A 15,193-nucleotide genomic window follows, 5' to 3' on the forward strand; every position below is an offset into this window, starting at 1 on the left:
CGGGGGGTGTCAAGAATGACCGCCCCCATCGGACGGCCGCGGCGCCGCCGGCAGGGGTTCCAGGCGATCAAGGAATTCCCGGCTTTTGATCCTCCGCGGCAGCTGCGCATCGAGGGCCGCGGTACAGAGCGGCGCCCCCTCGCCGAGGGTGGTGGCGCCGAGATGGAAACCGGCGAATCGGTCGGCGGGTGTCTCCCGGCAGCGGGCCAGGCTGCCGAGGGTCGCCAGCGAGACCGGTCGTGCGCCCGGCACCCGGCAAACCGGGCAGAGACTGCCGCCCTGCTCGGCGCTGAAATGCACCTGCTCCGGCAGCGCTCCGCCGCAGACCGCGCAATGCAGCAGGTGCGGCTCGTGCCCCGAGAGCCGCAGCAGCCGCAGCTCCAGCAGCAGCCGGTACTCGGCGCAGCCGCCGTCGACATCGAGCTGGTCGAGCAGAGACTTCAGCATCGCATAGACCTCCGGATGCGCGCCCCCCTCGCCGAACAGCGCCGTCACCAGTTCACAGCCGTAGGCGGCCAGCGCCAGCGCCTTCAGGTCTCGCCGCAACCCGTCCCGCAGGTCGAGCAGTTCGGCCTCCTGCAGGTTGAGCAGGGAGGAATTGGGCCGCTGCCGCCAAATCAGCCGCACGCCGGAAAAAGGCTCCAGCGCCGCCCCGAAACGCTTGCGGCTCTTGCGCGCCCCGCGCGCGAACCCCTTCAGCAGTCCCTGCTCCGGAGTGAAGAAGGTGACGATACGGTCGCTCTCACCGTAGTCGATATGCTGCAGGATGATGGCGTCGCTTTTCTGCGGGTGCATGGGGAACCGGTCCGGATTGAGGATTGTGATGTTCTCAAGAGAAAACACGTGCAGCTTTTTTGAGAACAAACATAAAGAGAGTTGTCCGCCCCTCCCCCCTACTTCAGATACTGGATAAACATCGTCGCGGTGGCGAAATAGATCAGGATGCCGGTGATATCGTTGGCGGTCTGGACGAAGGGGGTGGCGGCGATGGCGGGATCGACGCCGATTTTCTTGAAGAAGGTCGGGGCGAGGACGCCCATGGTGGCGGCGACACTCATGGCGACGGTCATCGCCAGGCCGACCACCATGCCGAGATAGGGATTGTGATGCCATCCCCAGGCGACCAGGCCGACGGTCAGGCCGCAGACCACGCCCATGATCATGCCGACCCGCATTTCCTTGAAGAGCACCTTGCGCAGGGTGGTCATGTCGATCTTGCCGGTGGCGAAGCCGCGCACAACGATGGTCGCCGACTGACCGCCGACATTGCCGCCCATGCCGGTGATGACCGGGATGAAGGAGATCAGGGCGATGACATCCTTGATGGTGACCTTGAACAGCCACATCAGGTAACCGGTCGCGACCCCGCCGAAGAGGTTGGTGATCAGCCACGGCAGCCGCAGCCGGGCGATCTTGAAGGCCTGGTTGCCGAGCAGCAGCTCCTCCTCGTTGGCGCCGGCCATCTTGTAGATATCCTCGGTCGCCTCTTCGCGGATGACGTCGATGACATCGTCGACGGTGATCAGACCCATCAGCTTGTTGCTCTCGTCGACAACCGGCACGGCGAGGATGTTGTACTTCTCGACTACCCGCGCGACCTCCTCCTGGTCCATGTCGGTACGGACGCTGATGACGTCGCGGATCATCACGTCGCGCAGCACGGTGGCGGGCGAGACGGTCAGCAGCTGGCGCAGCGACAGCACCCCGACCAGGTGGTTGTGCTCATCGGTGACATAAAGATAGAAGACCATCTCGACATCGTCGGCCTTCTGGATCGAACCGATCGCCTCCTTGACGGTCAGATCCTCGCGCAGCGAGAAGATCTCGGTCGACATGATGCCGCCCGCACTGTCCTCCTCGTACTGCAGCAGTCCCTCGATCTCCTCCGAATCCTCATCCTTCATCAAGTTGAGAACTTCGGCGGCGAGATCCTCCGGCAGGTTCTGGACGATGTCGGCGGCATCGTCGTAGGGCATGTTCTGCAGGATGATGCTGATCTGCACCCCGGTCAGCTGTTCCAGCAGCCGGGCGCTGAAGGCGTGATCGAGCTCGGCCAGCACCTCGCCCGCCACCTCGGGTTCACGGATCAGGTTGAACAGCTCCTGCTGCTCCTTCGGGTCGAGATAGCGATAGAGATGAGCGATGTCGGCGGGGTGAATCTTGCCGAGCAGTCGGGAGATATTCTGGGTGGCACCACGCCGCAGCAGGCGGCGGATGGTTTCGAGGAGTCGCTGCAGTTTCGGTTCCATGTGAAGAAGGCCTCCTCGAAGAAGGGATGATCCCCGGCCTCAGCCTCAGGGGGCGGTGTCACAAGCGTGTCAATCTAACACCACCCCTCCGAGCTGTCAATTGCCCTCGGTCGGCGGCAGGCCGGGAGTTCCGGCCCCTGAAGAGGGCGGCGGAACCTGTACCCCTCGCGGCTGCCCCGGCCGGGCCTGGCCGGGCCTGCCGGGGGCCACCCGGCGGTTTCCGGAACGGGGCGGCTCGAAAACGAACTCCCATTCCCGGTAGCTGGCGGCATCGGCGAATTTCTCGTATTCCTTGGCAAAGCCGTCCTTCTTGAACGGCACCTGCTTGCTGTCGCTGCGCACTCCCTTGATCCGGCCGCCGGAACGTTTATCTTTAATGATCACGAAGTCCTCTCCGGTCATCGGATCCTTGTACAGCTTGCGGATATGCCTGACGGTGCCGGGGAAACGCGGGTCTTTAAGCAGGTCTTCGAGGGAGGAGGGCAGCAGCCCGGTCTTGCCGCCGTGCTTGACGCTGAAGTAGCTCTCGATCGCCCGCCGGTACTGGTCCCCGCGAAACAGCAGCTCCTGCTCCTTGGCCCGCTGCACCACGGTGCGCCAGGTCGAGCCGGCGATCCCCATGCTCAACCCCATGATCACCACCATCACCAGGACAATCATCAGGGTGATGCCATGCTGGTTGCGCAGCGGACGGATTCTTTTATCGACAGACGTTCGCATAACGTCGAACAGGATACCCCATGACGGGACGCAGGGCAAAAAGAACCACGGGCTCTCACAGCTCATACAGAATTTCAGAAGTAAAAACTGATTTTGAGACTTTTTTGAGAACCGTCTGGTAGAATCAGACCTGAATCAGTGGGTTCAGGCCGGATGAAAGAGTGTAAGGGCTTGACCTGAATGTGATTTTCAAAAATCTGAGCCGCACCCACAGGTTCGCCGGTGATTTTTGGAAAGTGCAGGCGGGGTCAATGACTTGTGCTGTTTGCCGGCAATGAAGTCACTGATTCAAGCACAGGCATAGGCAAATCATTTCGTGACCTTGGAGGGAGTGTGATGCTTCTGGACGTGACCCTGGAATCCGCAAGCCTGCTGATGGTTGCCTTCATGGCGTACAAGATTCTGCAGATCAATGCTGACCCGACCTTTCACGGGCAGCCGGGACTCGGTTCCATCGTCACCGGAACCCTCCTGATCGGGGTCGCCCTGCTGCTGGATATCTCGGACAATTTCACGCGCCTGAGCTTTCTGCTTACGGCCGGGGACACATCCACCGAAGCTTTCCTTGAAAAAACGGCTTACCTGTGCGGCTACGCCTTCCTCGCCCGGGGATTCTGGAAATGGCTTCCCATCCTGCAGGAACGACAGCGTCTCAGGGGAGTACTGTCCGAGCAGAACAAGGTCCCGTTTCAGACCCGGCAATCACTGCAGATCCAGGGAAACCTCTCCGAAGCCATCACCGCGTCCATCGACGACGCCATCTTCATGATCAGCAGACGGGGAGAAATTTCCTTCTGCAACCCGGCCGCGACCAGGCTGTTTTCCCATAACGACGGAACAGCTCACCCCCTGTCCTTCAACTCGGTGTTCTCACCCTCCGGCACAGACCGGAAAGCCACCGAAGGCTTTAACGCCCTGCGCGATGACAGCAGCAGAGGGAGCTGGAAAACGGTCGAAGCCATCGCCGAAAGGCCGGGTGGAGAAAAATTCCCGGTCGAACTCTCGACCTCCGTGGTCGGTTTCAGTGACGACTGGAACAGACTTTGCGTCGCCCGTGACATAAGTGCCAGAAAACGCCTGGAGGCCGAAAACAACGAACTGCTCAGACAGCTGCGGCATGGACAGAAGATGGAAGCCCTCGGCCTGCTGGCGGGCGGCATCGCCCATGATTTCAACAATATCCTGTCCGCCATCATCGGCTACAGCGAAGTCGCCCTGACCTGTATCAAGGACAACCCGACCGCGAAAAAAAGCATCGAAGAAATCCTCAGGGCGGGTGAGCGGGCGGCAGATCTTATCAAACGGATCTCCACCTTCAGCAACAATCAGGAAACCGAACTGACCCCCATGAGCCTGTCCCCGGTGTTGAAGGAAACCGTCGAATTGCTGCGCGAGGTCATTCCGGCAACAATCACCATCGAAGAGCATATCGATGAGGATGAGAAGATCATCCACGGCAGCTCAACCCAGATCCACCAGGTGCTGATGAATCTCTGCATCAACGCCGGCCACGCCATGCCCGAAGGCGGCACCCTGTCCATCGAGATCTCTCCCGTCGAAGTCACCCGGAACCACCTGCCCAAGGGCAGCAGTTTTCCCACGGGACAGTACATGCGGCTGCAGATCAGGGATACCGGTCACGGCATCGAGGAGGATATCCTCGACAGAATCTTCGACCCTTACTTCACCACCAAGAGAATCGGCAAGGGGTCGGGGCTCGGCTTGTCGATCGTACACGGCATCGTGAAAGACCATCATGGCTGGATCACCGTCGACAGCCAGGTCGGTGTCGGAACGACCTTCCAGATTTTCCTGCCGACCCTGGAAACCTCAATCCACAGGCAACCGCCCAAAAGTCCGCCGGACAAATCCGCCTCTGCTACCGATTATCCCCGTCCAGGAGATCTCCCAGTGCCCCCAGCAGCGACCCCTCACCTTTGCGGCCGCCGCGCATCGCCGGAGCACTGGCGATCACCCGGTCGGCCAGACGGGAGAAGGGCAGCGACTGCAGCCAGACCGTACCGGGCCCGGTGACGGCAGCAAAGAAGATCCCCTCACCGCCGAACACGGCATTGCGGATGCCGCCGACGAACTCGATGTCGTAGCTGACCCGCGGCTGCAGGGCGACCAGGCAGCCGGTATCGACTTTCAGGGTCTCGCCGGGGGACAGATCGCGGCGGATCACCATGCCGCCGGCGTGGGCGAAAGCCAGCCCGTTCCCCTTCAGACGCTGGAGGATGAACCCCTCGCCGCCGAACAGGCCGACACCGATCTTCTTCTGGAAGGCGATGTCGATCGCCACTCCCTTGGCGGCGCAGAGAAAAGCCTGTTTCTGGCAGAGCATCTCGCCGCCCATCTCCGTCAGGTCAAGGGGAACGATCTTGCCCGGATAGGGGGCGCCGAAGGCGACCCGCTGCTTGCCGATGCCACGGTTGCTGAAGGCGGTCATGAACAGACTCTCGCCGGTCAGCACCCTTTTCCCCGCGCCGAAGATCTTCTCCATCACCCCACCCGACGCGTGGCTGCCGTCACCGAAGATGGTCGCCATCTCGATGGCGCCGTCCATGTACATCATCGCCCCGGCCTCGGCGACGGCGGTTTCCCCCGGATCGAGCTCGATCTCGACGAACTGCAGGTCGTCACCGAAGATCTCGAAATCGATCTCGTGCGCCGGGGCGAAGCCGTCCCGGGCCGGCCGCCGGAGATGGAACCCCTTGCGGCGCAGGAAGTCGAGGAAGGCCGAAAACCGCTCCTCGGGAATGCCGTAACCGGCGCACAGCACTGAGCGGTCGACACCCCGATTGTATTCGCTGACGAAGCGCTGGTATTTATCGCGGGTGGTGGTTGGATCGGGCATGGGGGGCTCCTTCGAGGTTCGAGGTTCGAGGTTCGAGGCTCAAGGCTCAAGGCTCAAGGCTCAAGGCTCAAGGCTCAAGGTTCAAGGTTCAAGGTTCAAGGTTCGAACAAACTTGTTCTCGCCTCGTGCTTCTCCGCCTGTTCTCACATCTCACATCTCACATACACCGTTTTAATGCGCCTCTCGCCAGTTCTTCCCTACCCCCACATCCACCACCAGCGGCAGGTCAAGCTCCAGCGCCGTCTCCATCTCCTCCTTCACCAGCGTCCGCATCTCCTCGAGTTCCCCTTCCGGCACCTCGAACACCAGTTCGTCATGCACCTGCAGTACCATGCGGGATGAGAGTTCTTCAGCGTCGATGCGCCGCTGCACCCTGAGCATCGCCAGCTTGATCAGGTCGGCGGCCGAACCCTGCACCGGGTAGTTGATGGCGTTGCGCTCGGCGTAGCCGCGGATGGCGCCGTTTTTGCTGTCGATCTCCGGCACCGCGCAGCGGCGGCCGAGCAGGGTCGTCACGTACTTGTGCTCTTTGGCCTCGGCGATGCACTTGTCCATGAAGGCGCGGATCTTCGGGTAGCGGGCGAAGTAGCCGTCGATGTACTCCTGCGCCTCCTTGCGACCGATGCCGAGCTGTTTGGCGAGGCCGAAAGCGCTGATGCCGTAGATGACGCCGAAGTTGATCGCCTTGGCGCTGCGGCGCATCTCGTCGCTGACCATCTCGGGAAAAACTCCGAACACCTCGGCGGCGGTGCGACGGTGGATATCCTCGCCGCTGCAGAAATGTTCCTTGAGGGTGGTTTCCTCGGCCATGTGGGCGAGCAGCCGCAGCTCGACCTGCGAGTAGTCGGCCGACAGCATCAGGCAGCCCGGCTCCGGGATGAATCCCTCGCGGATACGCCGCCCCTCCTCGCTGCGGATCGGAATATTCTGCAGGTTCGGATCGGAGGAGGAGAGCCGCCCGGTGGCGGTCACCGCCTGGTTGAAGGAGGTGTGGATGCGCCCGCTTTCCTCATGGATCAGCTTCGGCAGGGCGTCGGTGTAGGTCCCTTTCAGCTTGGCCAGCGAGCGGTAATCGAGAATCAGCCGGGCGATCTCATGGTCTTCGGCGAGCTTGTTGAGGACTTCGACATCGGTCGACCAGCCGGTCCTGGTCTTCTTTCCCTTCGGCAGCTTGAGGCGTTCGAAGAGAACTTCGCCGAGCTGTTTCGGCGAGGCGACGTTGAAGGGGCCGCCGGCCAGCTGGTGGATGCCGCTTTCGAGGGCCTGCAGCTTGTCGCTGAACTCCCGCGACAGCCCGGCCATGAAGTCGGCGTCGATGCGCACCCCGGTGATCTCCATCCGGGTCAGCAGCTGCTCCAGCGGCAGTTCGACCTCGCGGAAGAGCTTTTCCTGCCCGGTCTCCTCCAGCAGTGGTGCCAGGATTTCGGCCAGCCGCAGGGTGATGTTGGCATCCTCGGCGGCGTAGGTCACCGCCCGCTCGATTTCGACCTCGGCGAAACTGATCCGGTTCTTGCCCTTGCCGCAGACCTCCTCGAACTTGATCGGCCGGTAGCCGAGCAGTTCGGCGGCCATGGCGTCCATGCCGTGGGACTTGGCGGCCGGACGGGCCAGGTAGGAGGCAAGCATCGGGTCGAAGACCAGCCCTTCGAGGGTCAGCCCGGCATGGTGCAGCACCAACGCGTCGAACTTGGCGTTCTGGGCGATCTTGCCCTTCTCCGGATCGGCGAACAGCGGCGCCAGGCGCTTCAGCACCAGTTCCCGGTCGAGCTGCGGCGGAGCGCCAAGATAGTAATGGCCGAGCGGCAGGTACCAGGCCTGCCCGGCTTCGACGGCAAAGGAGAGACCGACCAGTTCGTCGCGCAGCGGATCGAGGCCGGTGGTCTCGGTATCGAAGCAGAAACGCTCCGCCGCTTCCAGCCGCTGCAGCAGCTGCTCGAAATCGGCCTCGCTCAGCACCGCCCGGTAACTGCCGGCAACCGCCTGCGGGTCGCTGGAGAACTCATCCAGCAGGCGCTGGAACTCACATTCCCTGAACAGCTCGGTCAATTGCTCGCGATCGGGCTCACCGGGAGTCAGGACCTCGCGGTCCAGTTCCAGCGGCAGGTCATCGACCAGGGTGACCAGTCGCCGCGAGAGCCGCGCCTGGTCGGCAAACTGTTCGAGATTGGCGCGCCGCTTCGGCTGCCTGATCTGGTCGAGCCGGGAGAGCAGACTCTCAAGATCACCGAACTGATCGATCAGCAGCTTCGCCGTCTTCTCGCCGATGCCCGGCACCCCCGGAACATTGTCCGAGCTGTCACCGGCCAGCGCCTGGACCTCGACCACCTTGTCCGGACTGCCGAAACGCTCGCCCACCTCCGCCGGACCGAAACGTTTGTCCTTCATGGTATCGAGCAGGCTGACCCGCTCGTCGACGATCTGCATCAGGTCCTTGTCGCCAGTCACCACCGTCACCTCCAGGCCCTCCGCCGAGGCTTTGCGCGCCAGGGTGGCGATAATATCATCCGCCTCGTAACCGGGCTCTTCGAAGGCGGCCAGGCGGAAACCCTGCACCACCCGCTTGATCAGCGGAATCTGCGGCACCAGATCCTCCGGCATGGCGGCACGGTTGGCCTTGTATTCGGGATAGATCTCGGTACGGAAGGTCGGCCCCCGACTGTCGAAAACCACCGCCAGGTAGTCGGGCTGCTCATCACGAATGATCTTCAGCAGCATCGAAGTGAAACCGTACACCGCATTGGTGGCCATGCCCCTGGAATTGCTCAGGTGGCGGATGGCGTAATAGGCGCGATAGATATAACTGGAGCCGTCAATCAGGTAGAGACGGGGGCTGGACATGAATCCTCCTTGAACAGTCCTGAACCCGCGGGGTCAGGACGGAATCGAAAAAAACGACACGAATGCTCACTGTAAACCATTGACGGCAACAGTCCAACCCTTGCCGTGACTTTACCCTGGCCGGAGCTGAAACCCGTCATTTGCACAGATCAAAAACCGCGCTTAGCAGCTTGCTTTTTCAGCATCTTACGCCTATTCTTAGAACACCCTGAACCCGTGAGTTCAGTCCCGAAGCTCACTGGTCCGGCAAAACATTTTCCTGATTCATTGACTAGGTGGCCCGCGGGCGACACCGATGATATTGACGTTCCTACAGAAAAACACCAGGGGGATCTTTCTGCTGCTGAGCATTCTGCTCGGCCTCGCGACAGGTTATTTCTGTGCGGTTCTGCTCGGGCTGTTGCTGCAACCGGGAGCGCCGGAGCCGGTTCGGCAGCCGACCCGCATGACGCGACCGGCACGCAAACCGGTCCTGAATGACTACCAGGCGATCCTGCAGCGCAATATCTTCAATTCGGCCGGCGGCAAACTGAGCTTCGCTCCCTCGACCCCGACCCGCGGCACGCCGACGGCAACGACCTCCGCCGGGGGCAACTGGACCCTGGTCGGCACCGTCAGCGGCGGCAGCAAACCACTGGCGGCCCTGGCCGGCAACGGCAAAACCAGAACCTACCGGCTCGGCGCCAAGCTGCCCGGGGGGGCGCAGCTGACGAAAATCGAACGCAGCAAAGTCACCCTGACCCTGGCGGGTGGCCGGCAGCAGATCCTCGAACTGCCGAAAAAGAGCGCGCCCTCCCGCCCCCGAGCCAGGACCGCGGCCGTCCGGGCGGGGAACAGAAGACCGGTCGGCAAACAGGACTACGCGGTTCGTTCCCTGGGGAAAAATCGCTGGCAGATTCCCCGCAGCGCCGCGGAAAAAGCCCGCTCCAACATCGGCGAACTGCTCAAACAGGCCCGGGTCGAACCCTACGTCGTCAACGGCAGCACCGAAGGCTTTGTGATCAAGATGATCAAACCCGGCAGTCTCTTCAACCAGATCGGACTGCGGGTCGGTGATGTTCTCCACGAAATCAACGGGGTTCCCCTCGATTCCCCGGAAAAGGCCCTGCAGGTCTTTCAGCAGCTGCGCCAGGCCAGGCAGATCAATGTCTCCCTGGAGCGCCGAGGCAATCCCATGACCTTCAGCTACGAAATCGATTGACGCGATGAAAACGATGATAATGATGAACACTTCCCGATATCACCAATGGCAGGCGCGGGTGTTTTTCCCGACCCTGCTGATCCTGCTGTCACTGTTTTTGTCGACTGCCCCCCTGTGGGCCGCGCCGACAAAAGCTCCCCGGGACGACCAGATCTCCCTCGACTTCAAGGATGTCGAACTGACCGACCTGATCCAGACCATGTCGGAGTTGACCGGCCGCAACTTCCTCTACGACGAAAAAGTCCGCGGCAAGGTCACCATCGTCTCTCCCCGCGGCATGAAGCTGAAAGACGCTTATCAGCTCTTTCTCAGCGTGCTGCAGGTCAAGGGTTACACGGTGGTGCCAAGCGGCAAGGTCAACAAGATCGTCCCGATCAAGTCCGCCCGGCAGGAGAACCTGCCGGTCACCAGCCGGCGCAGTGACGAAGCCTACGTCACCCGGCTGATCACCCTGACCTACGCCAACGCCTCCGACCTGGCCTCGACGATCCTGACGCCGTTGATTCCGAAGACCAGCAACATTGTCGCCTTCGCCCCGTCCAACACCCTGGTCATCACCGACAGCGCCGCCAATATCGAACGGCTGGTCAAGATCATCAAGCAGCTCGATGTCCCGGGCAACCTCGGCCAGATGGAGATCTTCACCCTCAAGAACGGCGACGCCGAAGAGATCGCCAAGATCGCCAACAGCATTATCGGCCAGGCCGGCGGCGCCACCGGCCGCCGGGCGCGCGCCGCGCGCAATGTCAAGACCGCCGGCAGCGCGGTTGCCAGCCGGGTGATCGCCTATCCGCGGACCAACGCCCTGATCGCCATCGCCGATGCCGAAGAGATGGAAACCCTGCGCGGCCTGATCGCCCAACTGGACGGCGAATCGGGTGACGAGCGGGCCCATATCAATGTCTATTACCTGGAGAACGCCGACGCCGAAACCCTGGCCAAGACCCTGAATGAAATCATCACCGGCATGCGCACCCAGGCCCGCACCCAACCGACGGCCAAGGGCGGCAAAGGGGGCAACCCGATCGCCAGGGGACCGGTGTCGATCACCGCCGACAAGCCGACCAACGCCCTGCTGATCAACGCCAGTCCCGAGGCCTACACCACCATCAAGGGGATCATCAAGCAGCTCGACATCAAGCGCAAACAGGTCTACGTCGAGGCCCTGATTCTTGAACTCTCGATGGATGCCACCCGCGAGGTCGGCGCCTCGCTGCAGGGCGCGCTCCAGATCGGCAACAACAGCGTAGTCCTCGGCACCAGCAATCTCAACTCCGGAACGGCCAACTTCGGCAGCCTCTCCCCGGCATCCGGCAGCCAGGTGCCGAGCCTGCTGACCCAGACCATCAACGGCCTGCTGCTCGGCGGGCTGTTCAGCCCGATCACCACCACCGGCCCGGACGGCAACGAGATCACCATCCCGGCCTTCTCCGCCCTGATCCGGCTCTCCGAAACCAGCACCGATGTCAACATCCTCTCGGCGCCACGGCTGCTGACCTCCGACAACGAAGAAGCAGAGATCATTGTCGGCTCCAATGTGCCGATCATCACCAGCCGTCTGACCGACACCGGCGGCACCGGGCTGGCCCAGTCGGTGGCGGTGGAACGTCAGGACGTCGCCCTGACGTTGCGTTTCACCCCCCAGGTGACCGAGGGCAACCTGGTGCGGCTCAATGTCTTCCAGGAAATCACCGATATCGCTCCCGCGAACCCGGCCATCGGCGACCCGGCCGAGGTCGGACCGACCTTCACCAAGCGTCAGCTGCGCAACACGGTCCTGGCCGAAGACGGCAAGACCATCGTTCTCGGCGGGCTGATCGGCACCAATATCCAGGCGACCGAATCCAAGGTTCCGCTGCTCGGCGACATCCCCTTCCTCGGCCGCCTGTTCCGCTCCGAAGGCACCTCGGAACAGAAAACCAACCTGCTGGTCTTCATCACGCCGAAAATCATCCGCACCTCCAAGGACCTGACCGACATCACCCTCAAGGCGCAGATGACCGGTGAGGAATTCCAGACCGAGGCGCTGCGCAAATCGGTGCCGCGCAACGCCCTGATCACCAATATCCGCGGCAGCGATGACGCGGACGAGGAAACCCCGCGGCCATGATCCAGTGGACGCGACTCGGCGAACTGCTGCAGCAGCAGTTCGGCATCGAGGCAGAGACCATCGCCGCCGCCCTTCAGGTGCAGACCGACCAGGGCGGCCGGCTCGGCGACATCCTCAGCGAACGCTTCGGCCTGTCGGGAAAGATCCTCGGCGCGGCCCTGGCGAAACAGTTCAACCTTCCCTTTTTCGAGACCCTGCCCGAACCGACCGGGGTCGGGGAACTGATCGACCGCCTGCCGCTCGGCTATGTTCGCGAACAGCGCATCTTTCCCCTTGAGCAGGACAAGGGGCGACTGCTGCTCGCCGTCGCCGACCCCGGCAACGGCAGGGCGGTCAACGACCTGGTCGCCCTGACCGGCAACCAGGTGGAAATCTGCCTGGCGACCGAGGAGGAAATCCTCGGCGCCGTCAACCGCGCCTACGAACAGCAGGCCGACAAAACCGACAACCTGGCGCCCGACATCGGCAGCAGCGATGACGGCCTCGATCCGCAACTGGAACCGGCCGACCTGCTCGACACCAGCGACGAGGCGCCGATCATCCGCTTCGTCAACAGCCTGCTGACCAAGGCCTACCGCGAGCGCGCCAGCGACATCCATCTCGAACCTTTCGAAACCGAACTGGTGGTCCGCTACCGCATCGACGGCATCCTCTACGAGGTACTGCGACCACCACAGCGGGCGCATGCCGCCATCATCTCGCGACTGAAGATCATGGCCGGGCTCGACATCGCCGAAAAACGCCTGCCCCAGGACGGTCGCTTCCGGGTACGGATTGCCGGCAAGGACCTCGACGTGCGCGTCTCCTCCCTGCCGACCGCCTTCGGCGAACGACTGGTACTGCGGCTGCTGGAAAAGAGTTCCAGCGTCCTCGACCTGGCCGACATCGGCATGGACCGGAAACTGCTGCAGCAGCTCGGCGGTCTGATTACGCAACCGCACGGCATCTTCCTGGTCACCGGGCCGACCGGCTCGGGCAAGACCACCACCCTCTACGCCGCCCTGACCCGGCTCAACAACCGCGAAAAGAACATCATCACCGTCGAAGACCCGATCGAGTACCAGCTCACCGGCATCAGCCAGATCCAGGTCAACCCGAAGATCGACCTGACCTTCGCCGCCGGGCTGCGCTCGATCCTGCGCCAGGATCCGGACATCATCATGGTCGGTGAAATCCGTGACGGCGAAACCGCCGAGATCGCCGTGCAATCGGCGCTGACCGGCCACATGGTCTTCTCGACCCTGCACACCAACGACGCCGCCGGCGCCCTCACCCGGCTGACCGAAATGGGAATCGAACCGTTTCTCGCCGCCAGCTCGATCAGCGGGATCCTCGCCCAGCGCCTGGTACGGCAGCTCTGCCCCCATTGCCGCCAGGCCTACACACCGACCCCCGAGGTGCTGGCCGAGATCGGCAGCGGCATCAGCCTGCCGCCGAACGTGAAATTCTACCAGGGGCGCGGCTGCGATGAATGCCTGCAGATCGGCTACCGCGGCCGCACCGGAATCTATGAACTGCTGGTCATGGATGACCATATCCGCGACCTGCTGATGCAGGGCAAGGACGCCACCAGCATCCGTCATGCCGCCCAGCGGGCGGGGATGCTCAGTCTCAGGCATTCGGGCCTGAACAAGGTGCTGGCCGGGGAGACTTCGCTGGAAGAGGTGCTGCGCGTCACCCAGGACGAAAGCTAGTGTCCCGTGCGGTTAGTTGTGCCAATGAATTCTGAGTCATTTTGGTTGTGGTCAAGGCACGCTGACGCAGGTCTAGCCTGAGTTAAACCGAGGAAGCGAAACGCAGACCACGGCCAAAAGGGCCAGAATCAGAAGGTAGAATTAACCGCACGGGACACTAGGATCATCCGCATGCCGACTTACGAATACAGCGGCTTCGATGCCAGGGGCAAAAAGATCAGCGGCACCCACGAGGGCAGCGGCCGGAGAGCAGTCATGGCCGCCCTGCGGCAACAGGGGATTTACCCGACCGAGATCCACCCCGAGGGGAGCAGGCGCAAGCCCATCTGGCAAAGAAGCTTCCAGCTGCGCTCCGGGGTGCCGATCGAGGAGCTGGCCATCGCCACCCGCCAGCTGGCCACCCTGCTCGGCGCCGGGCTGGCGCTGGACGAGGCCCTGGGAAGCGTCGCCGGCCAGCTGGAAAAAGCCCAGCTGGCCACCGCCTTCAACCGTGCCCGCGACCAGGTCGTCCAGGGCGAGACCCTGCACCAGGCGCTGGCGATGCAGGAGCGGCTGTTCCCGCCGATCTTCATCAACATGGTGCAGGTCGGCGAAAACAGCGGTACCCTCGACCAGGTGCTGGAGCGGCTGGCCGACTTTCTCGAAGAACAGGCCCGCCTGCGCGGCAAGATCAGCGCGGCGCTGGCCTACCCGATACTGATGGCGCTGGTCGGCTGCGGAGTGCTTTTCTTCCTGGTCAGCTACGTGCTGCCGAAGGTGACGCGGATGCTCACCGACCTCGACCAGGTCCTGCCGCTGCCGACCCGCCTGCTGATCGCCGTCAGCGGCCTGCTGCAGAGTTACGGCTGGCTGGTGCTGCTGCTGCTGGCCGCCGCGGCCCTGCTGCTGCGGCGCTGGGCCCGAAGTGAACAGGGGGGGACCAGAATCGACCGGCTGGCGCTGCGGCTGCCGCTGATCGGCCGGCTCAACCTGCTGATCGCCACCGCCCGTTTCAGCCGCACTCTCGGCACCCTGCTGCAGAGCGGCGTGCCACTGTTGCGCGCCCTCGACATCGCCAGCAACCTGCTCAGCAACCGGGTGCTGCGGCAGGCCGTCACCATCGCCACCGCCCAGGTGCGGGAAGGGGAAGGACTGGCGGTCCCGCTGCAGCGGCTGAAAGTTTTTCCGACCATGCTGGTCCAGATGATCGCGGTCGGCGAGCGCAGCGGGGAAATGGAACAGATGCTGTTCCGCGTCGCCGACACCTACGAGCACCAGGTCGACCTCGCCATCGGTCGCCTGCTCTCGCTGCTGGAGCCGATCATGATCCTGCTGATGGGCGGCGCGGTAGGTTTCATCGTCCTCGCCATCCTGCTGCCGATTTTCCAGGCCAGCCAGGGGTTGGGGTGACGCGTGAGACGTGAGACGTGAGACGTGAGACGTGAGACGTGAGACGTGAGACGTGAGATGTGAGATGTGAGATGTGAGATGTGAGACGTGAGATGTGAGATGTGAGATGTGAGATGTGAGATGTGAGATGTGAGA

9 protein-coding genes and 1 pseudogene are annotated in these 15,193 nt (G+C 62.7%); 5 read left to right on the forward strand and 5 right to left on the reverse strand.

What is annotated here, in order from left to right; genetic code table 11:
• Positions 1–9: 9 nt before the first annotated feature.
• From recO to B5V00_RS14160, 3 genes are all read right to left on the reverse strand, one after another.
• Complete coding sequence (gene recO, locus B5V00_RS14150) at positions 10–795, reverse strand: DNA repair protein RecO (protein ID WP_139800789.1); 786 nt, start codon at positions 793–795, stop codon at positions 10–12.
• A 98-nt stretch (positions 796–893) separates the two neighbouring features.
• The gene (gene mgtE / locus B5V00_RS14155; protein ID WP_085011471.1) at positions 894–2,249 is read right to left on the reverse strand and encodes a magnesium transporter; all 1,356 of its coding nucleotides are present in this window, start codon (positions 2,247–2,249) and stop codon (positions 894–896) included.
• A 96-nt stretch (positions 2,250–2,345) separates the two neighbouring features.
• The gene (locus B5V00_RS14160) at positions 2,346–2,969 is read right to left on the reverse strand and encodes a type II secretion system protein (protein WP_085011472.1); all 624 of its coding nucleotides are present in this window, start codon (positions 2,967–2,969) and stop codon (positions 2,346–2,348) included.
• A 387-nt stretch (positions 2,970–3,356) separates the two neighbouring features.
• Here B5V00_RS14160 and B5V00_RS17470 point away from each other — a divergent pair.
• Positions 3,357–4,778 (forward strand): annotated as a pseudogene (locus B5V00_RS17470) (two-component system sensor histidine kinase NtrB); the annotation flags it as partial.
• A 70-nt stretch (positions 4,779–4,848) separates the two neighbouring features.
• Here B5V00_RS17470 and B5V00_RS17475 read toward each other — a convergent pair.
• Together B5V00_RS17475 and polA are read right to left on the reverse strand one after the other, a co-directional pair.
• A complete protein-coding gene (locus tag B5V00_RS17475) occupies positions 4,849–5,826 on the reverse strand; it encodes a TIGR00266 family protein (protein WP_085011474.1) in 978 nt (325 codons plus the stop codon).
• Between the two features lie 171 nt (positions 5,827–5,997).
• Positions 5,998–8,664 (reverse strand): DNA polymerase I, encoded by a 2,667-nt coding sequence (gene polA / locus B5V00_RS14175; protein WP_085011475.1) that lies wholly within the window; start codon positions 8,662–8,664, stop codon positions 5,998–6,000.
• Positions 8,665–8,959: 295 nt separating this feature from the next.
• On the opposite strand from polA, the gene gspC reads away from it, so the two are divergent.
• From gspC to gspF, 4 genes are all read left to right on the forward strand, one after another.
• Positions 8,960–9,865, forward strand: coding sequence for a type II secretion system protein GspC (gene gspC / locus B5V00_RS14180; RefSeq protein WP_085011476.1), 906 nt, complete (start codon positions 8,960–8,962; stop codon positions 9,863–9,865).
• A gap of 22 nt (positions 9,866–9,887) precedes the next feature.
• Positions 9,888–11,975: a type II secretion system secretin GspD gene (gene gspD / locus B5V00_RS14185; RefSeq protein WP_172399767.1), complete on the forward strand. Its 2,088-nt coding sequence runs from the start codon at positions 9,888–9,890 to the stop codon at positions 11,973–11,975.
• Entirely contained in the window at positions 11,972–13,669 is a 1,698-nt protein-coding gene (gene gspE, locus B5V00_RS14190; RefSeq protein WP_085011478.1) for a type II secretion system ATPase GspE, read from the forward strand. Before gspD ends, gspE begins: the two co-directional genes overlap by 4 nt.
• Positions 13,670–13,840: 171 nt before the next feature.
• Positions 13,841–15,058 carry a type II secretion system inner membrane protein GspF gene (gspF, locus tag B5V00_RS14195; protein WP_085011479.1) on the forward strand — a complete coding sequence of 406 codons (1,218 nt, stop codon included), beginning with the start codon at positions 13,841–13,843 and terminating at the stop codon, positions 15,056–15,058.
• The last annotated feature ends 135 nt before the right edge of the window (positions 15,059–15,193 follow it).

It is taken from the genome of Geothermobacter hydrogeniphilus (genome assembly GCF_002093115.1).
In the GTDB taxonomy this organism is placed as follows: domain Bacteria; phylum Desulfobacterota; class Desulfuromonadia; order Desulfuromonadales; family Geothermobacteraceae; genus Geothermobacter_A; species Geothermobacter_A hydrogeniphilus.